Below are 23,727 nucleotides of genomic sequence, written 5' to 3'. Positions count from 1 at the left end.
TTCACTGTGCTCCTCCCAGCCCTCCTCCGAGAGGAGGGCTCCAGTCAGTCTGTTGCCCGCGCCCCTCTCAGGGGCGCTCTCAATTCATCTGCCGTGACACATCGCAAGGCTGTGGTTCTGATGGTGCTGGTCACCCTGCTGTGGAGCACGGCGGGGGTGGTCACGCGCCATCTGGAGGCGGCGCGTGGCTTCGAGCTGACCTTCTGGCGCAGTGCCTTCAATGCCCTGGCTTTGCTGATCGGCCTGGGTTGGCTGCGTGGGCCCGCGCTGTTGGCTCAGCTGCGCCAGGCCCCGCGCATGGTCTGGGCCTCGGGCCTGTGCTGGGCGGTGATGTTCACTGCCTTCATGCTGGCGCTCAGCTTGACCACGGTGGCCAATGTGCTGGTGACCATGGCGCTCAGCCCTTTGCTGACCGCCTTGCTGGCCCGGGTGTTTCTGCACCACCGGCTGCCGGCGCGGACCTGGCTGGCCATTCTCGTGGCCAGCCTCGGCATCGCCTGGATGTTCGGGCACGAAATGGGGCAGGGCGGCGATGGGCCTCAGGCCACAGCACCCCTGGCTTGGCTGGGCATCGTGGTGGCCTTGGGTGTGCCCATGGCCTCGGCCATCAACTGGTCCCTGATGCAGCATGCCGGGCGCCAGGTGGCGGGCGATGCTGCTGCAGCGTCGACGGCCTCGGACATGCCCTTGGCGGTGCTGATCGGTGCGCTGATCTCGGCTTTGTGTATGCTGCCGCTCGCTTGGCCGCTGCAGGCCTCGTGGCATGACGTCGGATTGCTGGCCAGTTTGGGCGCGTTTCAGCTGGCCCTGCCTTGCTTGCTGGTGGTGCACCTGACGCGGGTGCTGTCCGGCCCCGAGGTGGCCTTGCTGGCCCAGCTGGAGGTGATCTTCGGCGTGCTCTGGGCCTGGCTGTGGGCGGGCGAGCAGCCTTCGTCGGCCGCCTTGCTCGGTGGCGGGCTGGTGCTTGCGGCCTTGGTGGGCAACGAGCTGCTGGCCTGGCGCGAGCAGGCCGGCCACGCCGCAGCAAGCCGCCGTTAGCGCGAACGATAATCGCGCACTTGAACATCAACGTTTCCAGGAGACAGGCATGAAGCCGCCCTTGCTACCCGAACTGCAATCTGCCGGCCAGGTTCTGGCCGAGGTCAATGGCTGCCTGGGCCTGATCACCCTGAATCGGGCGCAAGCACTCAATGCCCTGTCCCTGGCCATGATCCGCGATCTGACCTTGCTGCTGCAGACCTGGGCGGCGGCGCCCGAGATCGAGGCGGTGGTGATCCTGGGCGCGGCGCGCGAGGGCAAGCCGGCCGCCTTCTGCGCCGGCGGTGACATCCGCTTCTTCCACCAGGCGGCCCACGCCGGGGATGCGGCACTGGCTGCGTTCTTCACCGAGGAATACGCGCTCAACCACCTGATCCACCACTACAAAAAGCCCTACATCGCCTTGATGGACGGCGTTGTCATGGGCGGCGGCATGGGCTTGAGCCAGGGCGCCAAGCTGCGCGTGCTGAACGAGCATTCGCGCCTGGCCATGCCCGAGACCAATATCGGCCTGTTCCCGGATGTGGGCGGCGGCTACTTCCTCAGCCAATGCCCCGGCCATGTCGGCGAGTGGCTGGCCCTGACCGGCCATGCCATTGGTGCGGGCGATGCCATCGAGCTGGGCCTGGGCGATGTGTTTGTGCAGAGCAGTTCCTTCCCGGCCTTGATCGAGGCCTTCCGCCACGGCCAGCAAAGCAGCGCCGAGCATGTGGTGGCGACCGTCATGGACAAGGTGGACCTGGCGCCGGCGGCCGATCATCTGAAGCTGCGCGCCCGCATCGACCGCCATTTCGCCTTGCCCGATGTGCCGTCCATCCTGGCCTCGCTGGAGGCGGAGCGCGATGACGAATGGGCCGCACACACGGCCGCCACCTTGCGCAAACGCTCGCCGCTGATGCTGGCCGTCACGCTGGAACAGCTGCGCCGCGCGCGTGGCATGGGTCTGGGTGCGGAGCTGCGCATGGAGCGCGAGATGGTGCACCACTGCTTCCACCTGAGGCCGGCGGCCGAGAGCGAAACCGTGGAAGGCATCCGTGCCCTGGCCGTGGACAAGGACCACGCGCCGCGCTGGCGCCATGCGCGCAGCGAGGACGTCACGGCCGCTGAGGTGCAGGCGTTTTTTGCCCCGGTCTGGGCGGCGGATCAGCACCCCTTGGCCGGGCTGAACTGAGGGCGAGGCACAGGCGATCCCTGCCTGCGGCAAGGCCATAATCTGCGCGGCAAGGTCCCACCGGACCTTGCCGTTTTTCATTGGCCCCTGCGCTGGCGCGTCACCCGAGCCAGCCACAACCGAAGAGCCCGCAGATGCCCACCGACATCGAGATCGCCCAAGCCGCCACCCTGCAGAAAATCCTGCCCTTGGCCCAGCGCACACTGGACCTGCCGGAAGAGGCGCTCAGCCCTTACGGCCACTACAAAGCCAAGCTGGGCCTGGAGCATCTGCCCGCCTTGTCCGGCCGCAAGAACGGCCATCTGATCCTGGTGACCGCGATCTCGCCCACACCACCTGGCGAGGGCAAGACCACCACCACGGTGGGCCTGGGCGATGGCCTCAATCACATCGGCAAGAAGGCCATGATCTGCCTGCGCGAGCCTTCGCTGGGCCCCTGCTTCGGCATGAAGGGCGGCGCGGCCGGAGGTGGCCGCGCACAGATCGTGCCCATGGAGGACATCAACCTCCACTTCACCGGCGACTTCCATGCCATCGCCCTGGCCAACAATCTGCTGGCCGCCTTGATCGACAACCACATCCACCATGGCAATGCGCTCGGCATCGATGTGCGCCGCATCAGCTGGCGCCGTGTGGTGGACATGAACGACCGCGCCCTGCGCGACATCACCGTGGCCTTGGGCGGGCCGGGCAATGGCTATCCGCGCCAGGATGGCTTTGACATCGTGGTCGCTTCCGAGGTCATGGCCATCTTGTGCCTGGCGACTTCGCTGGAGGATCTGAAGCGCCGCCTGGGCAATATCGTCATCGGCAGCACGGCCGACAAGCGCCCGGTCACCGCGCGCGAGCTCAAGGCCGATGGTGCCATGGCCGCCTTGCTCAAGGACGCGCTGGCGCCCAATCTGGTGCAGACCCTGGAGGGCAATCTGGCCTTTGTGCATGGCGGCCCCTTTGCCAATATCGCCCATGGCTGCAACTCGGTGATCGCGACACAAACAGCGCTGAAGCTGGCCGACTATGTGGTGACCGAAGCCGGCTTTGGCGCCGACCTCGGCGCCGAGAAGTTCATGGACATCAAGTGCCGCAAGGCCGGCCTGCAGCCCAGCTGCGCCGTCATCGTGGCCACCGTGCGGGCGCTCAAGTACCACGGCGGTGCCGATGCGAAGAAGCCGGGCAGTGACACCCTGCAGGCGCTGGAAATTGGCCTGGCCAACCTTGGCCGCCACATCGAAAACGTGCATCAGCATTACGGCCTGCCGGCCATCGTCTCCATCAACCGCTTTGACGCGGACACGGCTGAGGAGATCGCCCTGATCGAGGCCTATTGCCAGGCGCGAGGTGTGCGCTGCGTGCTGGCCACCCACTGGGCCGAGGGCGGCGCCGGTGCGGCCGAGCTGGCCCGCGCCGTGGTGGCCCAGTGCGAGCAGGGTGGTGCGTGCGCCGCCAGCCTCTACGAGGATGCGCTGCCGCTGGCCGACAAGATCCGCGCCATCGCCAGCAAGGTCTACCGGGCCGGCGAGGTGGTGTTCGAGCCCAAGGCCGACGCCCAGCTGCAGGACTGGCAGAACGCCGGTTGGGGCCAGCTGCCGGTCTGCATCGCCAAGACCCAGTATTCCTTCAGCAGCGACGCCAGCTTGCGCGGTGCGCCTGAGGGTCATGTGCTGCGCGTGCGCGAAGTGCGCCTGGCGGCAGGCGCCGAGTTTGTGGTGGCCATCTGCGGCGACATCATGACCATGCCAGGTCTGCCCAAAGTGCCCTCGGCCGAGCGCATTGATGTCGATGCGCAAGGGCGCATCAGCGGCTTGTTCTGAGCCTCGCAAGCCGCCAACGCTTGAACCTGTAAGGCCTTACAGCCTCGGCCCGATTTGAGGGTTTCTCCTTGCGCGTTGGCCCAGCCGGCTGCGCACACTGCCCATCCATGGCCCATGGATGGGCAGTTCGCGAAGGAGAAGCTCGATGCCTGCAATTCGCCCCTCGGTCTGGCTGCTGACCTCGCTGTTCAGCGGCCTTCTGCTCTCGCCGTCGTTCATGGTGCAGGCGCATGATGCACCCGCCAGTCCGGCGTCGGCCAAAGCGTCTGCAGCCGAGAACCTTCGCACGGTCTATCGGGCCTACTTCAAGGATCTGCGCCTGGCCCAGGGCATTGCCCATAGCCGCTTTGACACCCTGGAATCCAAGTACGAGCTGGGCTACTTGGTCGTGCTGGCCGATGCGAACGAGGCGCGTGAACTGCGCGCCCTGGGTTTCCGCCTTCAGGTCGATGAACAATGGCTGCCCGAACAGCAGGCCCAGGCCGCGCGTGAAAGCGCCGAGCTGGCCGAGCGGCGCCGCAGCCTGGGCAAGGCGCTGGTGCCCAGCTTCGCCGGCATTCCCAGCTACAGCTGCTATCCCACGGTGGAAGAGGTGTTTGCCGAGGGTGACGCCTTGATCGCGGCCAAGCCTCAGCTGGCACGCTGGGTGGACATCGGCGACAGCTGGCAAAAGACCCGCGCCAGCGGCGGCTACGATCTGCGCGTGCTCAAGCTCGGCAACAGCGCCGGCCCGACCAACAAGCCGCGCCTCTTCGTCAATGCCGGCATCCATGCCCGCGAGTACACGACCACCCCCTTGGTGCTGGAGTTCGCCAAGCGTCTGGTCAATGGTTACGGCGTCGATGCCGACGCGACCTGGATCCTCGATCACCACGAGATCCACCTCTTGCTGGCCACCAACCCCGATGGCCGCAAGAAGGCGGAAAGCGGCCTGCTCTGGCGCAAGAACACCAACACCGCCTACTGCGGCGCCACCAGCAACAGCCGCGGTGCTGACCTGAACCGCAACTTCACATTCCAGTGGAACAGCACCAATGGCGCAGGCTCCAGCGGCAGCGCCTGCAACGAAACCTACCGCGGTCCCAGCGCGGCCTCCGAGCCTGAGACCCAGGCCGTGGAGGCCTACATCCGCAGCCTCTGGCCCGATCGCCGTGGCCCCAACCGCGCCGATGCCGCACCGCTGGACACCTCGGGCATCCATCTGGACATCCACAGCCACGGTCGCCTCTTGCTCTGGCCCTGGGGCACCAATGGGGTGGTGGCCGGCAACGACAAGCAACTGGCCACCTTGGGGCGCAAGTTCGCCTACTGGAACAACCACACGCCGCAGCGCTCGCTGAGCCTGTACGAGACCGATGGCACCAGCGATGGCCCGAGCTACGGTGAGCTCGGTGTGGCGGCCTTCACCTTCGAGCTGGGCACGGCCTTCTTCGAGCAATGCAGCTACTACAACAGCACCGTGCTGCCCGGCAATCTGCCGGCCCTGATCTATGCCGCCAAGGTGGTGCGCACGCCCTATCAAACCCCGGCCGGGCCTGATGTGCTGAGCCTCGCTCTGGCCGGCAACGCCAGCAGCAGCGGCGTGCCGACGGGCACTCAGGTGGCCCTCAGCGCCACCGTGGACGACAGCCGCTACAACAACAGCAATGGTGCCGAGCCGACCCAGGCCGTGTCCGCTGCCGAGGCTTACATCGACACCCCGCCTTGGGTGGCCGGTGCCACGCCGCGTGCGCTTCAGGCCAGCGACGGCAGCTTCAACAGCAGCAGCGAAGCCGTGCGCGCCAGCCTCGACACCACCGGCCTGGCGCCCGGCAAGCACCTGGTCTATGTGCGCGGCCGCGACGCGGCGGGCAACTGGGGCGCTCTCAGCGCGGTGTTCCTGAACATCAGCGATGGCAGCGGCGGCACGGCGCCGGTGGCTGCCTTTGACACCAGCATCAACGGCCTCAACGTCAGCTTCACCGACCGCAGCAGCGATGCCGATGGCAGCATCGCCTCGCGCAGCTGGAACTTCGGCGACGGTGCCACCAGCAGCGCCGCCAACCCCAGCCATGCCTACGCGGCGGCCGGCAGCTACACGGTCAGCCTGACGGTGACCGACAACGAGGGCAAGAGCAACAGCTTGAGCAAGCCCCTGGTGCTCAGCGCCGACAACGTGCCGGTGCTCAGCAACGGCCAGACGGTCAGCGGCCTCAGCGGCGCCAGAGGCAGTTGGCGCTACTACAAGCTTGCCATCCCCAGCGGTGCGCGCAATCTGGTCGTCAAGGGCAGTGGCGGCAGCGGCGATATGGATCTCTACACCCAGAACGGCAGCCAACCCAGCCTGAGCAGCTACAGCTGCCGCAAGAATGGCTCGACCAACACCGAGACCTGCAGCATCGCCAGCCCGGTGGCTGGTTGGGTTTACATCGGCCTGTACGCCTACGCCGCCTACTCGGGGCTGACTCTGAACGTGAGTTTCACACCCTGAAGGCGAGGGCGCTCGGCGCCGGGGAAGCGGGCTTTGGGATAATTGGGCGGTGAATACCGCGCCCACTTTTGCTCCCGCCGCTTTCCCGGCCTCGACCGACTCGTCCACGATCAGCCCTTGGCGGCTCTCGGTCGCCCCCATGTTGGATTGGACGGACCGGCATTGCCGGACCTTCCATCGCCTGCTGACCCGCCAGACCCGGCTCTACACCGAGATGGTGACGACTGGCGCCTTGTTGCACGGCGATCAGGCGCGGCATCTCGACTTCAACCCCGAAGAGCATCAGGTTGCCTTGCAGCTCGGTGGCTCGGAGCCGGCCGATCTGGCGGCCTGCGCCAAGCTGGCTGAGCAATGGGGTTATGACGAAGTCAACCTCAACTGCGGCTGCCCGAGCGAGCGGGTGCAGCGCGGAGCATTTGGCGCCTGCCTGATGGCCGAGCCGGCCCTGGTGGCCGATGGCGTCAAGGCCATGCGCGATGCGGTGAGCATCCCGGTCACGGTCAAGCACCGCATTGGCATCGACAGAATTGAGAGCTACGACTTCGTGCGTGATTTCGTCGGCCAGATCGCCGAGGCCGGCTGCGAGGTCTTCATCGTCCATGCCCGCAACGCCTGGCTGCAAGGCCTGTCGCCGAAAGAGAACCGTGAGATCCCGCCGCTGCGCTACGAACTGGTGCACCAGCTCAAGCGCGACTTCCCTGCGCTGACCCTCGTGCTCAACGGTGGCATCAAGACCGATGAGGAGATTGCCGAGCAGCTCCAGCATGTGGACGGCGTGATGGTGGGCCGTCAGGCTTACCACGAGCCTTGGCAGATGGTGGACTGGGACCGCCGCTTCTTCGGCACGCCCAACCCGGCCTTGTCGCGCGAGCAGGTCGAGGCCGACTGGCTGCTCTATCTGGAGCGCCATGTCGCGTCGGCCCCCTATGCCAGCTGGCCCCAGGCCATGCGCCACGCCCTGGGCTTGTGGAACGGCCAGGCCGGTTCGCGCCGCTGGCGCCAGATTTGGTCCGACCATCAGTACAAAACCCTGGCGCCCCGCGCCGTGGCTGAGATCGCCACGCAGGCGCGCATCGGCGTGGCGGCTCATGTCGCTGAGAAGGCGGCCGAGAAGTTGGCGGCCGAGGCCGGTGTCAGCGCCACCGCAGCCTGAAGCCTTGATGATCTGGCTGCATGGCTTCGACACCGCCCTGGGCCGTTGCGGCATTGCCTGGAATGAGCGCGGGGTCTGTGGCAGCCAGCTGCCCGAAGCCACGCCCAATCTGAGCCGCGACCGTCTGCGCCAGCGTTTTCCTGCCGGGCGTGAGACCGATCAACTGCCGCCCGTGATCGCCGCGGCCGTGCGGGCGGTGCAGCGCCTGCTGTCGGGTCAGCTGAATGACGATCAGGAGTTGTTGGCCATCGTGCTGGATGACAGCGCGCTGCCCGAGTTCCAGCGCCAAGTGCTCGCGCAGACGCGCCTGATCCCGCTGGGCCAGACCTTGAGCTATGGCGAACTGGCTGCGCAGCTGGGCCAGCCCGGTGCCGCGCGCGCCGTGGGGCAGGCCGAGGGCCACAACCCTTTTGCGCCCATCGTTCCCTGCCACCGCGTCCTGGCCCGTGGCAGTGCTGCCGGCGGTTTTTCGGCCCATGGGGGCTTGCATACCAAGCTGGCGCTTCTGCGCCTGGAGGCTAGAGCCACCGCCGATCGTCCCGGTCGGCAGGCCGAGCTGCCGTTCTAGGGGAAGCCTCGCGCTCAAGGAGCCCGTTCCGAGCGTGCCTTCATGCGACTGTCTTGCACGCAGAGGCCGTCCGGATCATGGACCGCCGTTTCGTTGGGTACGCGCTGGACCCAGCCGTTACGTCTGCTTGCGAAAGGGGCAGGGCAACTGTAAGGGTTTACATGGCGATGGGCTCAGACCCCCAGGTATGCTGGGGCAGCCATTGTTTGGGTGTCCGAAGCAGCCTTGGGGGAGCGATGAAAGTTTGGCAGGAGGAACTGTTGCGTGTGGCGCATGACGCCGATTGCGAGCACATGATGCTGCAACGGCTGGGTGGTGCTGCGCGTGACCTGGGCTTCGACTATTGCGCCTATGGCATGCGGATCCCTCGTTCCTTCAGCAATCCCAAGACGGTGATGCTGAACAACTATCCGGCCCGCTGGCAACAGCACTATGCGCAGGAGAACTACCTCAAGATCGATCCGACCGTGCTGCATTGTCGGCAAAGCCTGCAGCCTCTGGTCTGGGCTGACGCGGTGTTCGTGAACGCCCTGAAACTCTGGCGTGATGCCCAGGACCATGGCTTGCGTCATGGTTGGGCCCAGTCCAGCCTCGATGCCTTCGGCGTGGGTGGCATGCTGACTCTGGCGCGCAGCGAAGAGCCGCTGTCACAGCGCTGGCTGGACCAGGAGGAAGTCAAGCTGCGCTGGTTGGTCTGCGTCGCGCATCAAAGCCTGTCTCGGCTTTTGAAGCGTCGCCATGCTCCCGGGCGCGAAGCGGCCTTGAGCACACGAGAGCTGGAAGTGCTCAAGTGGAGCGCGGATGGCAAGACATCGGGAGAGATCGCCACCATCCTGACCGTGTCCGAGAACACGGTGAACTTCCACATCAAGAACTCGATGGCCAAGCTGCGCGCCAGCAACAAGACCGCTGCGGTGGTGCAGGCGGCCTTGCTGGGTTTGCTGAACTGAGCTGAAGACGCTCAGGGAATGTGGCAGGTCATGTCCGAATTGGGACCGCAACGGCCGTTCCAGTTCCATTCCAACTGAACCTGCTCGTGCAAGCGCACGCTGAAGCTCAGACCGGGCACGGAGATCTGCAGATTCAGGTGATCGCCTTGGACCTGGTAGTAGCCCGGTTCGCCGCCGCCCCAATGGGTGTCCGGCACGATGGCCCCCTTGCCCAACTGCACGGTCACCTGTGCATTGCCCAGCAGATATGCCAGGTTGTTGTGTACATACTGGCCGATCGGGAACTGCTGACCGTTTGGCAATGTGACCTGGCGATCGGCCGAGATCAGTCGTGTCAGGCCGGTGAGCTGCAGATTGTCACGCCCGTAGAACAGAGCTTGGTTGCCTTGCCCCAGCGTGCCTTGCAGGCCCTGCAGCACGGCTTGGTCGATCTGACCTTCGACCTTGCGGATGATGAAGTTGCCGACCACCGGCAGGATCCAGCTGAGGTTGGAATCGCAGTCGGTGGATGAGTTCGGCTGACCATCGAGCATGATGCTGCTGCTGGGCACCTGCCCATTGCTGACGTTGTAGCTCGCGCCCACCGAGATGTTCGCCAGGGACAGGTGGCTGACGCAGTTGAAGCGGATGATGCCCCACTTCTTGCCCGAGAACTGGGTCCATGCGTTGTAGCTCACACCGCTGAGGGTGGTGCGCATCAGACCATTGCCTTGCGGGCTGATCTGCAGACGCAGATCGCCGCTGAGCGAGCCGCGTTGGAAGTTCACGCCATTGCTGCTGGCATAGCTGCGCATGAAGCTGTTGAGACCGTTTTCCATCTGAAACGGTATCGCGCGCAGCTCACCGGCGGTGCGGGCCAGGGGGCCGTATTGGTTGCGGCCTTCGCTGACGCTGACGCTGCCACCGCCATATTCCACGGTGACGATGTACTGGCCGCCGGTGACCACCGGATCCCAGCCGGCCTGGGCGCTGGGCAGGGAGAGAAGGGCGGCCAGGGCGACCAGGGTGTGTTGAATTCGCATCGACAGTTTCCTTTGTTGAGGGAGGCTACGAGAGGTGGAGATTGCTTCCGGGCCCAGGCATTACCAGGCAGCCGGCAGCGGCGAGAGCGAGAACAGGCGGCGCTGTTTCACGCAAGACAAGGCAGCTTCGAGCAGGCGTTGATCGCGGGCTTCGCAGGCGGGGATGCGCAAGTCGGGCAAGGTCTGGCGCAAGCCTTCGAGCAGCAGATCGCTGTCCAGCTGTGGTGCAGCCACGGTGGATGAGGACTCCTGAGCGAATGACCAGGCCAGGGCCAGCGCACAAGCGGACCAGAGACGGGCGTAGTCCACGGCCAGTTGCTGCGCTGCGCAGCTGTCCACGGGCAGGCGCTGCACCCAGAAATGCTGTTCGATCTCGCTCAGGCATTGCTGCAGCCGCTGGTCGAGGGCGTGCAAGGCGGACGCCACGGCGCCTTCCTCGGAGACCGCGCCCTCACAAGCACCGGGTTCGCGGCGCCAAACCAGGTAGGCCTGCATCAGACGGTCCTGGCCCTGGCTGCTCAGGCGCAGGTCCTTGCTGTCCGGCCAGTCGCAGGCCGCGGCCTCGCTGCGCAACAAGGCGCGCGCATCCTCAAGCAGCGCTTCGCGGGCGCTTGAGCCTTCTTGCCAGCATTGCAGCAGGGTGGGTTGCAATTGGCGCAGCTGGGCGGCGAGCAGGCCCAGATTGACCTGCGTGCTGCCGTCAAACAGGCTGACCACCTGCAGATCGCGCGCCATCTTTTGAAACATGCCCAGCGCATCCTGGCTGCGCAGGTAGTGCCGGGCGCCCAGCACCTGGGCCAGTTCGCGGGCCACCGCTTCGCAGCTGACGGGAAGCTGGTATTTGCAGATGGGCGACAGAACGCTCAATTCAGCGGGTAGACGAGCGATCGCTCGCGTGCAGGCCTGGGCCAGCAGATCATTGCACAGCAAGCGCGCGTAGCTGTGGGCCAGCTTGGCTCGGGCGGCGGGAATCTGCGTGACGGTCTTGCCGTAGAGCTGCCGCTGGCTCGCAAACTCCAGGGTGAGACGCAGCAAGGTGTCGGTGGCGCCCAGCGAAAAGCCTGCGCACAGGATGCGCGAGATCTGCAAGGTCTTGAGCACCAGGTTCAGGGCCGGTTCCTGGCGCGGCAGGCTGACATCGGCGGCCAGGCAACGGTGGTCCTGCAATGCAAAGCCGCTGATGTCGGCCCCACGGATGCCATGCGTGGCGTTCTTGGGCAGGCTGTGCCAGCTGGGGTCGGCATCAGGCTCGGGGCGGCTCAGGCGCAGCAGCACCAGCTCCTTGCGACCGTCCGCGTGGTGCTGGCAGGCCAGCACCGTGGCAGAAGCGCCGCGGCTGCCGTTGTTGATCAGCCATTTTTCGCCCTGGATGCGCAGGTGCTGCCCATCCGCCTCGGCTTCGACGCGGAACTCGGTCGAGAGGATGTCGCTGCCATGGGCTCGCTCGGTCAGGGCCAGGCAAGCCAGCCCACCGGCCCTGAGGCTGCGTGCATGGGCCGCTTGCTGGGCGGGGCTGCCCGCCAGCCAGATTGGCAAGGAACCGAGCAAGGTCTGGCCGAAGGCGATCACGGTGCTCAGGTCGCGGCGCGACAGGATGCGGGACAAGGTCAGGATGCGCTCGGGTTCCTGGAGCTGACCGCCCAGACGGCTTGGCACCAGTTGATCGAACAGACCCAGGCGCCGCAGCTGTTCCAGGCTGGTTTGGGGGAAGACTTCGGCCTCATCCTCCCGCAAGGTGTCGGCAAAGCACAGCAGCGCATCGCTCTGCCGTGGATCGCCCAGTTCTTGCTCCCACTGCGCTGCCAGCTTCAGGCTCTCAGCATGCATGGCGGCTCTCCTCAAACGGCGCTGCACCAGGCCGGGTGTGGACCAGGGCGCAGGCTTCGTGTTCGTTGATGTGCAATCGGACGTGCCAGTGGCGCCCGGCCGGGGCCGGCGGCCAGGCCGACTGGCGGCGCCAGCGCGGTTGGGCGTCGCTGCTCCAGCCCTCCAGCCGCCAGCCCTGGGCCAGGCTCACAAAGCTGCCCCGGCCCTGGCATTTGAATCGTGCCTCCTTGAGACACCACACCACGGTGCGGGCTTCGTGGATGCTCAGGCCCAGCTGCTGTGCCGTGAGCGCGCTTTCGTCCGCGGAGATGAGCATCTCCAGAGACTGGGCGCGCACGGCCTCGTGCAGTTCGGTGTCCAGTCCCAGCGGCGCGGAGTCGGCCGCGGCCATGGCCCGGCGGCGGCTGTGGCTGATGCTCAGGTGCAGCGGGCTGCCCGGCAGACAAGGGCGCGACAGCGCATCGCAGCCAATCAGCAGGCGGTCTGGTGCGGCCTCCGAGGCGCTCAACCAGGGGCGCAGGGCAGATTTGGCACACAAGCGGCCTGCCAGCCATTCGCGCCGACGCTTGGGCCAGGCCATGCCGCGCCAGCGTTGCAGCTCCTGCGGATGCAGTCGGGCGGCCAGCCATGCAGCATCGGGCGGCTCGGGCAGCGCATGCAGCAGCAGCTCGCAGCTCGTCGGCGTGTCCCGCTGCGGCTCGCTTGCTGCTGCCGGCCACGTCGGCGATTCAGGCCAGGCGTTCAAGGCGTTCAAATCCCGGCTCCAGCAAATCGCCCGAGAACTGTTCGCCCAGCTCGGCCAGCTGCACGAAGCGCGCGACCAGGCTCTGGAACAGGGGGCTGGAGGTGTCGGCCGCGAACGCATCGAGGCTGCTGATCTCCACGATCTCGAAGAAATCCAGGCCGTCACCGCCGGGGCAGGCAAACACCCGAAAGCGTTGCACGCTGGGCAGATCCTGGCAGGCGGCGTAGTCCACCTCCTGCACCCATTGGATGAAGGCGGCGCGGTGGTCGATGGACCTCAGGCGAATGCGGTCGATCAGAACGGGCATGGTGGGGTCTCCTCTGCGAGGGTGTGCTGGCGTTCAATGGCCACCAGGCCACGTTCGCCATCGACGGTCAGCCAGTCACCGCTGCGGATGCTGGAGGTGGCGAACTGCGTGTTCACCACCGAGGGGATACCGAACTCTCTCGCCACGATGGAGCTGTGCGAGAGCATGGAGCCCACATCCGTGACCACCGCACCGGCCAGTGCAAACAGCGGCGTCCAGGAGGCGTCGGTGAAATGGGTGACGATGACCTCGCCGCTTTGCAGCTCGGGCGCCTGGCGGTTCAGGTCCAGGATCACACGGGCGCGTGCTCGCAACACGCCGCGCGAGGTGCCCAGGCCGGTCAGGTCGCCGCGCACGGTGGCCACGGTGGCCGGGCGCACTGGCGGGGGGCCCACAAAGGTCAGTGGAGGTTCGCCGTCACGCAGCCAGGCTTGTTGGCGACGCCGGCGCGCCTCCAGCACGGCAGGGGGAAAGGCTTGCTCGGCGCTCAGGCGCCCCTCGAGATAGGCCTGGATGTCGGCGAACTCCATCCAGGCCATGTCGCTCATATCTCGCAACTGGCCTTGCTCCAGCAGGCGGCGGCACAGCTCCACCAGCACCCGGCGGACCAGCCAGATCGAGGTGATCATGCTCATGCGGGTCTCTTCGCGCAGGCGGCTGCAGGCGCAGTACAGGGTGCTGACACGGCGCAGCAGCCAGCGGCGGCCGGGCGAGAGTTCGGCCAGCAAGGCCTCGGTGTCGACCGAGCGGTGTTGATCGTTGTTGGCCAGGCGCTCATCCACGCTGAAGCCCTGGCGCATATAGATCTTGATCATCTGGAAGACATAGCTCGGGTCGTCGACCCAGCGCGGGTGCGTCAGCTCCATTTCTTCGTGGCCTCGCACGCCGTTCTCGCGCATGAAGGCGGCGTACTCCGCGCGCAGGAATGCCTGGCCTTGGGCATGCTCGGCCAGGGTGCTCAGGGCCAGCTCGGCCGGTGTGCGATCCAGGAGCGCGGGCAGTTCCGGGTAGGCCTGCAGGGCCTGGGTCAGCTGCCACAGCTCGCGCGCCGATTCCACGGTGCGCAGATTGGACATATCGCCCTTGAGCCGGTTCTGCAGATGCAGGCCGCGCCCGGGCAGCCAGCTGGTGCACATTTCCTCCAATGCGCCGTAAAGGGTGAAGGCATTGATGTAGAAGGGCAGGTAGCCCATGTGCATGGACTTGAAATAGGCCAGGGCATGTTGCAGCTCCTGGTTCAGCTCGCCCCGACTGAGCCGGCTCAGGTCCATCTGCTGTGCGCGTGCGTACTCGCGGTGGCGGCTGGCCACCATCCGGCGCGCACGTCGCTGGGCGCCCAGCAGCTCGCGCGCGGTTTTGTACAGCCAGTAGCCCGTGCTCTGCAGGCGGCGCCACGCGCTCGCGCCCAGGCGCTGGCCGTAGGGGTTGCGGTAGCCGTCCAGCACCACTTCCTCGCTGCTGAAGCGGTGCAGGAAGGGCGCCTGGTCCATGCCCGGCGGCGTTTGCGACAGCAGGTAGGCGGTGTAGGCCACATTGAGGTAGACATGGCCGCGGTAGTAGCCCATGTAGTGATCGGGGTCGCCGAGATCCAGCAAGCCGATGCCGGCACCGCAGGCGCGGTGCACCTGGTACTGGTAGTGCTTGGCGAAGCTGATGCCCAGTGGGGTCATGCGACCCGTGAAGATCTCGCCGATGTCCATGCGTGACCAGAGCACGGTGTCGGTCAGCGCCGCATCGGCCTGCCCTTGCTGTGGCCCCTCGTCCGGTGCGAGTGTCTGCAAGGTCGTGATCGCACGGCTTTGCAGCAGCCAGAGCTGGCCCTGCTCATCGCGCGCCCACTCGATGTCCTGCGGCTGGCCGAGCAGGCGCGAGCAGCGCAGCAGCAAGGCGCCGACTTCCTTGCGCGCCGGCTCATCCAGCGCCGCTGCGGTGGCCAGATCCTGGGGCAGGCTGTGCACCTGCAGCTGCGCATGTTCGGGCGACCAGAGCAAGGCGCTGTGCTTGTGAGCCAGGTCCTCGCCCAGAGTTCGCAGATCGTCGAGCGCCAGGGTATAGCCATCGCTGGGCACCCGCCCGGAGACCAGACCCTCACCCAGTCCGCGGCAGGCTTCGATGCGCATCTGTTTCAGCTCGGGTGCCAGCGGATCGCGTGCAAAGCCCACGCCGGCGCAGCTGCTGGCCGTGGCCGGCACCATGCGTTGAATCACCACCCCCATGCGCGCGCCGGCCAGCGCCTGCGCATGTTGGCGCCGGTAGCTCAGCGCCGCGGCATTGAACAAGGACGCCCAGCAGCAGCGCAGGCGTTGCAGGAGTTCGGGCACTCCTTGCACCTGCAGATAGCTGCTGTGCTGGCCCGCGAAGGACAGGCTGTGGCCGTCTTCATCACAGGCCGATGAGCGCACGGCCACGGCAACGGCGCCCAGGCCTTCGTAAGCCAGGGCCAGTTCGCTGATCGCGTGGCTCGGAAACTCGCCCTGGCGCAGCTTGTCCGCCATCTCGGCCCAGACCGCTGCATCGCCGCTGCCCAGGGCACGGTCCAGATCCAGACCGTTGTGCTGGGCGTACTCGTCCATGGCTTCGATGGGAATGCACAGCCCGTCGGGCACGGGCAGACCCAGGGCATGCAGCCGGGCCAGTTGGGCGCCTTTTCCGCCCAGTCGCTGGGCGTTGAGGTGGTGGCAGGCGGAGAAGCGCCAAGCCCAGCGCTTGTCGGGGTGGCGGTTGGCGTGAGGGCTGCCGTCGCCGTGGCGGGGGCTCAGATCGAGCGGGCTGTCCAGTTTCATCGGGGTCTCCTCGTCATTGCGCTTGGGCGGGGCGGCGGGCCAGAAAGCCGTAGTAGCTTTCGCCGGGCAGCAGCTGGCGGTGCGTGGCGTCCCGCCAGCCGGCTTCTTGCAGCAGGCCCAGCAGCTGGTCGCGCCGAGGGAGGCCGGCGTCGATGTCGGACAAGGTCCACCACAGGTGCAGGGCGGCCACCGCCGGGCTGCCACCTTGGCAGCTGCTGGTGATCAACAGACGGCCGTCAGGGGCGAGCAGACCGGCCACATGGTCCAGCAAGGCCCGGCGCTCGTCCGTCTTGAAGTAGTAGAAGTTGTTGTGCAAGGTGATCAGGTCAAAGCCCTGCCCGGCCGGCGGCGGCGCCAGCTCGAAGAGCTGCGCCTCTTGCAGCGACACGCGCTCCAGCAGGCCTTGCGCCTTGAGGTGGGCGCGTGCGCTGGCCACCACCTCGGCCTGCATGTCGATGGCGCTCAAGCGCATCTGCGGCCATTGCCGCAGCATGTAGCTCAGGTAGTGCCCGGCGCCGCAGCCCACCTCCAGCACGCGTTGTGGCGGCTGCGGGTCCTGGGCAAATGCCCAGTCGATCGCTTCTTCGACGAAGGGCTCCAGGATGCGTGAGGAACGGGCAATCAAGGCGCCGTCCTGATCGTCCAGGGTGTAGGCGCGACCCTCGCGCAGCCGCGTCGGTGCAGCAAGAATGGCGTCAAAGTGATAACGCGTCACTTCGGCGAACATGGCGGCGGTCACATCATTGCGCGGCCGTGCCAGCAGGCGCGACAGCTTGCCCTTGAGGTGGTAGCGGCCGCCGCGCAGGGCCAGCTCGCCCACGCCCAGGCCGCAGTCCAGCCAGGCCAGCAGGGCGTGATGGCGCTCCGGCCCCACGCGCAGGGCTTGCGCGATGCTGTGGCTGTCGCGTGGCGCCTCGTGCAGCAGGCTCAGCAGGCCCGAGGCATCGGCAGCGCTGGCGAAGGCGCTGCGGTACAGGCTCTGGGTTTCCCCGCCCAGGCGCAGAAAGGACAGCACGTTTTTCTCAAAGATCAGCTTCTTCAGCGTGGCCAGTTTCATTCGCAATCCTTGTGTTCAGTGGTGCATCAGCAGGCTCAGCTGCAAAGCCTGGCCGAGCTGGCGGAACTCGCTGCTGGCCGCGCCGCTCAAAGGCCGGCTCCAATGGGCGCGCAGCTCCATGGCTTCGCGCACCTGCCACTTCAGGCCCAGCAGCAGCTGGCCGCTGGCGTCCTCGCGTTGGTGCAAGCCCATCAGGTCGACTTGCAGCAGGGGGTGGGCCTCCCAGCTCAGTGCGGCCGCGAGGTAATGCCGGCCGCGGCCCAGGGCGGGCAGGCCGGGGCTCTGCGGCGCGCTCTGACGCAGCAGCTCCAGGTTCAGCAGCCAGCCCGGGCGCAGCCGGTATTGGCTGCCCAGCAAGGCGCGCTGCTGCCAGCCCGGGGCGCTCGCCGCGCCGCCGCGGTGGGCGAGCAGTTCCAGGTACCAATCGCCGCCGGCCAAGTCCAGTCGTTGGGCGCCGAGGCCGATCACGGTGCGGCCGCCGCGGCGCGCCAGCCAGAGCTGGCCCAGGTCGGAGCTGCGGCTCCAGGCCAGGCCTTGCTGCACATGCCATTCCCGCTGCTTCGCTGCACTGCTGCCGTCCGGCGTGGGCTCTCGGTGCAGGCTGATCAGGCTCTGGCTGCTCCAGCCTTCGCTCAAGCTCTGCTCGAACAGCAGGGCATCGATGCCGGGTTTGTAGAGTCGCTCCAGATCCAGAGGCTGAAACGGCGCATGCAGATCCAGCACCGACCAGATGCGGCCCAGACCGCGGCTGATCGGCTGCCGGCCCAGGCTGGCTTGCCAGCCGGCCTGACGTGCGCTGAGATAGGCCCAGTCCAGCTGCAGGCGGCTGGCATGGCGAGCGCCCAGGCGGGCCCGCGGCGATCCCAGTGCACGCACGTCCGGCGAGGGGCGCAGCCAGGCCCAGTCCTCACGCTTCTCAGCCTGCCAGTGCTCGGCATCGAGATGCAGGGTCCAGCGCGGCTGTGCGGCGCTGCCGGCGCCGCCTTGCGCATGCAGGCGCAGCTGGGCATTGAGCAGATGCTGCCGCTCTGTGGGCAGGACGCCGAGTTCAGGACGCAGCTGCATGGCGCGCAGCCAGAGCAAGGCGCCGCGCTCGCTGGCCATCTCGCGATCCTGCGACACCTCCAACGGGGGCAGGCTGGCCGCCTCGGTCGGGGGCGCGGCGCGACTTGCCCCGGGCGCAAGCAGGAGCAGGAGGAGCAGCAACACGAACATCACCATCGCACTCAGGCCAGTGCGGGCGAGGGCGAGGCCGCGCGCCGTGGCGGCTCGCGCCCTTCGGCGCGACCCCCGGGCTCCACCGCGTCCTGGGCCTGGTCGGAGACCAGCTGGCCATCGCGCAGCAGGATCACGCGCCGTGCGCGCTGGATCACCAGAGGGTCATGGGAGCTGAACACAAAGCTCACGCCCTGATCGCGGTTCAGCCCCTGCATCAGCTCCATCAGCGCAGTTGCGGTGGCCGAGTCGAGATTGGCCGTGGGTTCATCGGCGATCACCACCCGCGGCCGGCTGGCAATGGCGCGCGCCACCGCCACCCGCTGTTGCTGGCCGCCGCTGAGCTGGTCGGGATAACGGTGCATCTGCTCGGCCAGACCCAGCTGCTGCAGCAACTGCATGCTGCGCTGGCGGCGCTCGGCTGCGGGCACGCCCTGGAACTCCATCACCATCTCGGTGTTCTCCAGCGCACTCAGCACCGGCATCAGGTTGTAAGCCTGGAACACAAAACCCAGGGCATCCCGGCGCAGCACGGACAGCTCGCTCGAGGACAGGCGCGAGACATCGCGCCCGCCAAACAGAAGCTGCCCTTCGGAGGGTGAGTCCAGCAGGCCCAGCAGATTGAGCAGGGTTGACTTGCCGGAGCCGGAGGGCCCGGCGATCACGACGAACTCGCCGGCATCGATGCGCAGATCGATGCCGCGCAAGGCATGCACCTGCACATCGCCTTGCTGGAATCGCTTGTGCAGGCCCTGGGCCTGGAAGATGGCGGAATCAGGCATGGTGTTGGATCGCTTCGATGGGTTTGAGACGTCCGGACTTGACGGCCGGCATGAGGCTGACCAGCAGGGTCAGGACCAGGATCAGGGCGGCCACGCCGGCCAGCTTCAAGGGGTTGAGCAGGGAGTAAAATCGCTCGGGCAAGAGCACGCCGCCGGCCTCCAGGCCGGTGCCGAAGACCTCGCGGAAGTTCAAGCCCTCGGTGGCGAAATGGGCATGGGCGGCCAGGCCGAGCATCAGGCCCAAGGCCAGGCTCGCGCCGGCCAGGTACAGGGATTCCAGCAGCACCACGCGCACGATCAGGCCCGGGCTGCTGCCCAGGGCCAGCATCACGCCGAATTCCCGGTGCCGCTTGAGCACGGACATGATCACGGTGTTGAGGATGCCCGCCACCACGACCACGACCACGATCACCATCAGCAGGGCCATGCCGGCCGCATCCATGGCCACGGCCGAGTTCAGCTCCGGCGCCGCTTCGGTCCAGGTCTGTGCCTCCCAGCCGCGCGCTTGCAGCACCGGCTGAAGTCGCTCTTGCAGGGCTGCAAGCTGGCGCTCATCCTGGAGGTAGAGCGCCAGATGGCTGATGCCCTGGCCGCTGCGGCTCAGGGTTTGCGCCTGCGGCAAGGGCAGCTCCACCCAGAAGGCATCGAGTTCCTGAATGCCGGTGCGGAAGATGCCGTGCAACTGGAACGCAGCGCGGGCAAATTCGCCGCCACCCAGGGGCTTGACCGTCAGCGTCACACGATCGCCGATGCGCACGTCCAGGGCTTTGGCCAGGCGCTCACCCAGCACCAAGGGCGGCAGGCCGGCTTGCCCGGACGCAGAGCGGCCGTCTTCCGTGGCGCTTTCCGCGGGCAAGGGCTGGCCTTGCACGATGGCGCGGGCATCGGCGATGCCGGAGACCGGCAGCTCCAGCGCCGGGTCCACCCCGGAGGCGGTGACCGCGATCTGCTGCGCCCCGGCCTGAGCCATGGCCGAGAAGCGCAGGCGCGGCACGGCGCTCTGGGCCAGCGGGCCGGCACTGGCGCGCACCAGAGCCAGGGCCTGCGGCCCGGCGCTGATCAGCCGCTCCAGGCTGGGGTCCTGGGCATGGCCTTGCTGGGACAGGATCAAATGACCCAGGCCCATGCGCACGCCGACCTGGATCATGGCCTGGTGGCCACCGTCGGAGAGGCCCTGGAAGCAGGTCAGCAGGGCCATGGTGATGACGATGATGGCAGCGGTGAAACCGCTGCGGCGGCGGTGGCGCAAGAGATTGCGCAGGGCCAAACGGTGGGCAAGCATGCTCATCTCCTCACTGCGCTCTCATGCCGGCAGCTGGGGCCAGGCGAGCAGCCCAAAGCGCCGGCACCAGGGCCGATACGACACTGATCAGCACCAGCATCGCCAGGGGCAGGGCCGCGCCGGCCGCACTCAGCTGCGCCCGCAGCACCGGCGCCATGCCCACGCCCGACAGGCTGAACTCGCCGAAGCGCGACACATCCAGACCATGGACCTGCAACCAGCCCACCAGCGCGGCCCCAGCCGTCAGGCCCACCAGGCCGCCGGCCAGACACAGCAGCACCGTCTCGGCCATCACCAGCAGCAAGACCTTGCTCGGCGCCAGCCCCAGGGCCTTGAGCAGGCTGAGTTCGCGCTGGCGCTCCATCACGCTGACCAGCATGGTGTTGAGCACACCCACGCCGGCGATCAGAAAGACGATGAAAACCAGGGTGCCCATCAGCGCCCGATTGGCCGCAATCAGAGCCAGCACATCGGGCCGCAGCTGCGACCAGCTCTGCACCTGCTGACCCTCGCCGAGCTGGGCTTGCAAAGCAGCGGCGCGTGCATCGGCCTGGCCGGGGTCGGTCAGGCGCAGTGCGATCTCGTGCGCCTGATCGGGCAGTTGCAGCATGTGCTGCAGATCGCTGAGATGCAGCAGCAGACGGCTGCGGTCCTGGTGGTCGAGGCCGGTTTGCAGCACACCGCGCACTTCGAGTTCCAGATGGCTTTGCACACCGTGGGCACCTTCCACCAGCAGCTCCAGCACCTGGCCCCAGCGACCTTCGGGGTCGGCGCTCAGGCCCAGATTGGCGGCCAGCTTGGCGCCCAGCACCACGCCGGGGCGCCGGCTTGGCCCCGGTGCCAACTGCTCGGCCAGGGCCAGGCTGGCGTCGGCACCCGACGTGGCGGTGGGTGAGGGCGCGGGCGTGGGCGTGGCCGTGGAGCTGGCGCGCCCCTCCAGCCGGGCAAAGGCCTCGGCGATGGCCGCCTCGGTCAGGGCCTGGTCGGCGGCCTGCTGGGCTTCGCTCAGCGCCTGGGCCTGGCGCCAGGGCGTGGCCTCGGCCGAGAGCCACTCGCCGCTGCTGCGCTTGCGATGCAGCACGGTGACGGCGGCTTCCTGTTCAGGATCGATGCCCAGCAGCTGCACTCCGCTGGAGCGACTGCCGTGGCTGAGGTAGGCGAAGGCATAGAGCCGGGCGCTCACGCCCTGCACGCCCTCGGCCGACCTCAGCGCGGCCAGGGCCTGGGCGTCGGCCGGCACGCTGCGGCGCAGAGCGCGGCTGTCCAGGTAGCGCGGCTCATGGATCTGGATATGGCCGACCTCGCCCTCGGTCGTGCCCTGAATCAGCTCCTGGCTGAGGCCATCCATCAGGGCCAGGGTGGCCATGCACAAGGCCAGGGCCAGGGCCAGACCCAGGCCGGTGACGCGGCTGCGTTTGGCGTTGCGGCCCAGATTGCGCCAGGCCATGCGGTAGACGGTGCTCATGGGGTTTCAGCGCAGCGCGCGCTCCGAGAAGTCGTCGGCACCGAAGTCGCTGTCGAACTTGAGCCGGACGTAGTCGATCTGGGTGTATTCGTCGGGCTTGTCCAGGGCCTTCATGGTCAGGCGCGTGGGCAGCACGCGGCCCTCCAAGGGCTTGAGCTGGCTGTAGCGCAGCGAGCGCTGGGCCTGCGTGTCATCGGCGCGGCGAAAGTAATCCACCTGCAGCGGCAGCACGCTTGCGCCTTTGCCGCCTTCCAGCAGCTGCAGCTGATATTCCACCTTGCCCCAGGCCACGGGTGCTGCGGGCTTGGGGCTCAGGCGCAGCAGGGCGCGTTCGACCGGGCGGCCCAGCTCGTCCTTGTCCCGTGTCTTTTGCAGCAGCTCGTAGCCGTAGTGCCGCGCCAGATCGGTTTCGCGCATCAGGTCGTCGTTGCTGAAGTGACTGCCCATCCAGTTGTCGGCCAGCATGGAACTGCCCATCACCGTGATGCGGCGGCTGCGCGGGTCGTAGAAGCTGATGCGCTCGCCGACCTTGAGCGTGGCATTGCCGCGCCACAGCGCCGGGCCCAACATGCGGATCAAGACCTTGCCGGGCTCGCTGCGGTCATCGCTGAGCACCATCAGGTCGTAGCTGCGCTGGTAGTCGCTGCGCTCGATGTGCATCTTCATCACCGCGGCCGAGCTGCGCCCGCGCAGCACGCGCTCGGCTTCGTGGATCCACTGGCTGAGCGTGGCGTCGGAGACCGCCTCCGCGGCCCGGAGCTGCATGGGCACGGCGGCGGCCGGCAGCAAGGCCAGCAGCTGCAGAAACAGGCGGCGCGCCGCGGGCGGCGCTGCCAGCGAACGCCAGGTGGGCGAGGGCGAGCTCGGCGAGGGCGGTCTTGACGAGGGCGGTTTTGTGGCGGTCATGGGCTGGGGCTGCAAGGCAAACAGGGTGATGCGTCGGAACGCTGCGAGACGCAGAACGCAGATGGCGCACGGCGGTGGTGCTGGGCCTGGCGCAGGGCCTGAGCCGGCGTGCCGGCGCGCGCGATGAACAGCAGGCGCTCGCGGCAACCGAGCAGACCCGCCAGACCCTGAGCCAGGTCCTCGTGCTGCAGCGCCACGCTCAAGGGGTGCAGGGCCTGGCCGGCATCGGCCGCCGCCAGCCAGAGCCGGGCGATGGCCTCCCCGGCCAGCCATCCCTCCAGCGCCGTGCCGCTCTCGCGGGGCGTGCTGAGGTAGAGCAGGGCGGGGCTGCTGAGGATCAGGGCGCGCAGCTGGCGTCCGGCCTCGGCCGTCACCGGGCGGCCGGCCGGCCCGCGCAGAAAGCGCGGGTGCAGCAACAGCTGCAGCAGGCGGCGGCGCCAGGCGGGCAGGGGGCCGAACAAGCGTTCGATTGGCATGCCCTGTGGCACAGGGCGGGCGGGCTGCTCGGCGGCAAAGTTCAGGTGGGCATAGGTCTCGGCCCAGGCCTGCGGGTGCATCAGATCGCGGGCGCCGTGGCGGGCATAGAACTCGGCCAACTCGGCCCGTGCGGACCTGGCATGCAGGGCTTGCCAGCGCAGCGTCGGGCGCGGCTCCTGCAGGTCCAGCGTGTAGGGCAGCGGGTTGTCCGGTGACTCCAGGTGAAAGCGCAGGCCCTGCATTGGCAGGTAGGGGCCGCGCTCGGTGTGGCGCAGGCGCAGGGCGCGGTTCAGGCGTGCCAGGCCGGCGTGATCGACGCGCTCGGCGCAGGGCTGAGCGCCGAGCAGCAAGAGAAGGCGCCCTTCCTGGCCTTCTTGACTCGGCTCGGCCGGCACCGCCTTGACCGGCCAGGCGCTCAGACGCAGCAGGTTCAGCAAGATGGCCGCAAAGCCGCCCAGGCTGATCAGCATCTCGCGCTGCAGCGCCGGCAGGGCGCGCAGGCAGCGCGCGGGGTCCAGCTCGATGGCCAGGGCCTGGGTCCAGGGGCCGCTGTCTTGCCAGCGTGGCGGAACCGCGGGCAGGCAGCGCAAGCGCCAGGGCTGGCTGTTGTGCGAGGACGGCGCCCGTGCAGCCAGGGCCAGCAAGGGCTCGATCCGCTGCAGCAAGGCGTCGGGCATCACGGCGTCGTGCATGGGGCC

19 protein-coding genes are annotated in these 23,727 nt (G+C 67.7%); 7 read left to right on the top strand and 12 right to left on the bottom strand.

Annotated features, from left to right (window positions below; all coding sequences use genetic code 11):
* Positions 1-93: 93 nt before the first annotated feature.
* The 7 genes from C1O66_RS04490 to C1O66_RS04460 all read left to right on the top strand — a co-directional run bounded on the left by C1O66_RS04490 (position 94) and on the right by C1O66_RS04460 (position 9,161).
* On the top strand, positions 94-1,038 hold the full coding sequence (locus C1O66_RS04490) for a DMT family transporter (RefSeq protein WP_102766790.1): 945 nt from the start codon (positions 94-96) through the stop codon (positions 1,036-1,038).
* A 49-nt stretch (positions 1,039-1,087) separates the two neighbouring features.
* Positions 1,088-2,209 carry an enoyl-CoA hydratase/isomerase family protein gene (locus C1O66_RS04485; RefSeq protein ID WP_102766789.1) on the top strand — a complete coding sequence of 374 codons (1,122 nt, stop codon included), beginning with the start codon at positions 1,088-1,090 and terminating at the stop codon, positions 2,207-2,209.
* 134 nt (positions 2,210-2,343) lie between these two features.
* Positions 2,344-4,020 (top strand): formate--tetrahydrofolate ligase, encoded by a 1,677-nt coding sequence (locus tag C1O66_RS04480; protein ID WP_102769464.1) that lies wholly within the window; start codon positions 2,344-2,346, stop codon positions 4,018-4,020.
* Between the two features lie 145 nt (positions 4,021-4,165).
* Positions 4,166-6,490: a M14 family zinc carboxypeptidase gene (locus C1O66_RS04475; RefSeq protein ID WP_165794477.1), complete on the top strand. Its 2,325-nt coding sequence runs from the start codon at positions 4,166-4,168 to the stop codon at positions 6,488-6,490.
* A gap of 139 nt (positions 6,491-6,629) precedes the next feature.
* The gene (gene dusA, locus C1O66_RS04470; RefSeq protein WP_102766787.1) at positions 6,630-7,643 is read left to right on the top strand and encodes a tRNA dihydrouridine(20/20a) synthase DusA; all 1,014 of its coding nucleotides are present in this window, start codon (positions 6,630-6,632) and stop codon (positions 7,641-7,643) included.
* A 7-nt stretch (positions 7,644-7,650) separates the two neighbouring features.
* Complete coding sequence (locus C1O66_RS04465) at positions 7,651-8,211, top strand: methylated-DNA--[protein]-cysteine S-methyltransferase (RefSeq protein ID WP_102766786.1); 561 nt, start codon at positions 7,651-7,653, stop codon at positions 8,209-8,211.
* Positions 8,212-8,447: 236 nt separating this feature from the next.
* Complete coding sequence (locus C1O66_RS04460; RefSeq protein WP_102766785.1) at positions 8,448-9,161, top strand: autoinducer binding domain-containing protein; 714 nt, start codon at positions 8,448-8,450, stop codon at positions 9,159-9,161.
* A gap of 11 nt (positions 9,162-9,172) precedes the next feature.
* On the opposite strand, the gene C1O66_RS04455 is transcribed toward C1O66_RS04460, so the two are convergent.
* From C1O66_RS04455 to C1O66_RS04400, 12 genes are read right to left on the bottom strand one after another with little or no spacing between them, the layout of a single operon-like run.
* Positions 9,173-10,183 (bottom strand): hypothetical protein, encoded by a 1,011-nt coding sequence (locus tag C1O66_RS04455; protein WP_102766784.1) that lies wholly within the window; start codon positions 10,181-10,183, stop codon positions 9,173-9,175.
* A gap of 60 nt (positions 10,184-10,243) precedes the next feature.
* Positions 10,244-12,010: an acyl-CoA dehydrogenase family protein gene (locus C1O66_RS04450; protein ID WP_102766783.1), complete on the bottom strand. Its 1,767-nt coding sequence runs from the start codon at positions 12,008-12,010 to the stop codon at positions 10,244-10,246.
* Positions 12,000-12,764, bottom strand: coding sequence for a 4'-phosphopantetheinyl transferase family protein (locus tag C1O66_RS04445; RefSeq protein WP_165794476.1), 765 nt, complete (start codon positions 12,762-12,764; stop codon positions 12,000-12,002). The genes C1O66_RS04450 and C1O66_RS04445 overlap by 11 nt, the downstream gene beginning before the upstream one ends.
* Positions 12,739-13,062 (bottom strand): RedY protein, encoded by a 324-nt coding sequence (locus C1O66_RS04440; protein WP_102766781.1) that lies wholly within the window; start codon positions 13,060-13,062, stop codon positions 12,739-12,741. The genes C1O66_RS04445 and C1O66_RS04440 overlap by 26 nt, the downstream gene beginning before the upstream one ends.
* The gene (locus tag C1O66_RS04435) at positions 13,050-15,845 is read right to left on the bottom strand and encodes a PEP/pyruvate-binding domain-containing protein (RefSeq protein ID WP_102766780.1); all 2,796 of its coding nucleotides are present in this window, start codon (positions 15,843-15,845) and stop codon (positions 13,050-13,052) included. The genes C1O66_RS04440 and C1O66_RS04435 overlap by 13 nt, the downstream gene beginning before the upstream one ends.
* A 13-nt stretch (positions 15,846-15,858) precedes the next feature.
* The gene (locus C1O66_RS04430; RefSeq protein ID WP_102766779.1) at positions 15,859-16,902 is read right to left on the bottom strand and encodes a class I SAM-dependent methyltransferase; all 1,044 of its coding nucleotides are present in this window, start codon (positions 16,900-16,902) and stop codon (positions 15,859-15,861) included.
* Positions 16,903-16,917: 15 nt separating this feature from the next.
* Positions 16,918-18,111 carry a hypothetical protein gene (locus C1O66_RS04425; RefSeq protein ID WP_133155103.1) on the bottom strand — a complete coding sequence of 398 codons (1,194 nt, stop codon included), beginning with the start codon at positions 18,109-18,111 and terminating at the stop codon, positions 16,918-16,920.
* Between the two features lie 17 nt (positions 18,112-18,128).
* Positions 18,129-18,899, bottom strand: coding sequence for an ABC transporter ATP-binding protein (locus C1O66_RS04420; protein ID WP_102766777.1), 771 nt, complete (start codon positions 18,897-18,899; stop codon positions 18,129-18,131).
* Positions 18,892-20,181 (bottom strand): ABC transporter permease, encoded by a 1,290-nt coding sequence (locus tag C1O66_RS04415; protein WP_102769463.1) that lies wholly within the window; start codon positions 20,179-20,181, stop codon positions 18,892-18,894. Before C1O66_RS04415 ends, C1O66_RS04420 begins: the two co-directional genes overlap by 8 nt.
* 10 nt (positions 20,182-20,191) lie before the next feature.
* Positions 20,192-21,646 (bottom strand): ABC transporter permease, encoded by a 1,455-nt coding sequence (locus C1O66_RS24555; protein ID WP_102766776.1) that lies wholly within the window; start codon positions 21,644-21,646, stop codon positions 20,192-20,194.
* A 6-nt stretch (positions 21,647-21,652) separates the two neighbouring features.
* The gene (locus C1O66_RS04405; protein ID WP_207795902.1) at positions 21,653-22,552 is read right to left on the bottom strand and encodes an outer membrane lipoprotein-sorting protein; all 900 of its coding nucleotides are present in this window, start codon (positions 22,550-22,552) and stop codon (positions 21,653-21,655) included.
* Positions 22,549-23,721 (bottom strand): nitroreductase family protein, encoded by a 1,173-nt coding sequence (locus tag C1O66_RS04400; RefSeq protein ID WP_102766775.1) that lies wholly within the window; start codon positions 23,719-23,721, stop codon positions 22,549-22,551. Before C1O66_RS04400 ends, C1O66_RS04405 begins: the two co-directional genes overlap by 4 nt.
* Between the last annotated feature and the right edge of the window lie 6 nt (positions 23,722-23,727).

The organism is Paucibacter aquatile (assembly GCF_002885975.1).
Taxonomy (GTDB): domain Bacteria; phylum Pseudomonadota; class Gammaproteobacteria; order Burkholderiales; family Burkholderiaceae_C; genus Paucibacter_A; species Paucibacter_A aquatilis.
Note: the sequence above shows the minus strand (reverse complement) of the source record. Positions and strands in the feature narration are given on the sequence as shown.

What these genes read in the sequence shown, in the direction of transcription:
- C1O66_RS04430 (WP_102766779.1), bottom strand. Translation starts at nt 16,902, where the DNA reads ATGAAACTGGCCACGCTGAAGAAGCTGATCTTTGAGAAAAACGTGCTG.
- C1O66_RS04450 (WP_102766783.1), bottom strand. Translation starts at nt 12,010, where the DNA reads ATGCATGCTGAGAGCCTGAAGCTGGCAGCGCAGTGGGAGCAAGAACTG.
- C1O66_RS04400 (WP_102766775.1), bottom strand. Translation starts at nt 23,721, where the DNA reads ATGCACGACGCCGTGATGCCCGACGCCTTGCTGCAGCGGATCGAGCCC.
- C1O66_RS04415 (WP_102769463.1), bottom strand. Translation starts at nt 20,181, where the DNA reads ATGCTTGCCCACCGTTTGGCCCTGCGCAATCTCTTGCGCCACCGCCGC.
- C1O66_RS04405 (WP_207795902.1), bottom strand. Translation starts at nt 22,552, where the DNA reads ATGACCGCCACAAAACCGCCCTCGTCAAGACCGCCCTCGCCGAGCTCG.
- C1O66_RS04435 (WP_102766780.1), bottom strand. Translation starts at nt 15,845, where the DNA reads ATGAAACTGGACAGCCCGCTCGATCTGAGCCCCCGCCACGGCGACGGC.
- C1O66_RS04475 (WP_165794477.1), top strand. Translation starts at nt 4,166, where the DNA reads ATGCCTGCAATTCGCCCCTCGGTCTGGCTGCTGACCTCGCTGTTCAGC.
- dusA (WP_102766787.1), top strand. Translation starts at nt 6,630, where the DNA reads ATGTTGGATTGGACGGACCGGCATTGCCGGACCTTCCATCGCCTGCTG.
- C1O66_RS24555 (WP_102766776.1), bottom strand. Translation starts at nt 21,646, where the DNA reads ATGAGCACCGTCTACCGCATGGCCTGGCGCAATCTGGGCCGCAACGCC.
- C1O66_RS04440 (WP_102766781.1), bottom strand. Translation starts at nt 13,062, where the DNA reads ATGCCCGTTCTGATCGACCGCATTCGCCTGAGGTCCATCGACCACCGC.
- C1O66_RS04485 (WP_102766789.1), top strand. Translation starts at nt 1,088, where the DNA reads ATGAAGCCGCCCTTGCTACCCGAACTGCAATCTGCCGGCCAGGTTCTG.
- C1O66_RS04480 (WP_102769464.1), top strand. Translation starts at nt 2,344, where the DNA reads ATGCCCACCGACATCGAGATCGCCCAAGCCGCCACCCTGCAGAAAATC.
- C1O66_RS04455 (WP_102766784.1), bottom strand. Translation starts at nt 10,183, where the DNA reads ATGCGAATTCAACACACCCTGGTCGCCCTGGCCGCCCTTCTCTCCCTG.
- C1O66_RS04460 (WP_102766785.1), top strand. Translation starts at nt 8,448, where the DNA reads ATGAAAGTTTGGCAGGAGGAACTGTTGCGTGTGGCGCATGACGCCGAT.
- C1O66_RS04465 (WP_102766786.1), top strand. Translation starts at nt 7,651, where the DNA reads ATGATCTGGCTGCATGGCTTCGACACCGCCCTGGGCCGTTGCGGCATT.
- C1O66_RS04420 (WP_102766777.1), bottom strand. Translation starts at nt 18,899, where the DNA reads ATGCCTGATTCCGCCATCTTCCAGGCCCAGGGCCTGCACAAGCGATTC.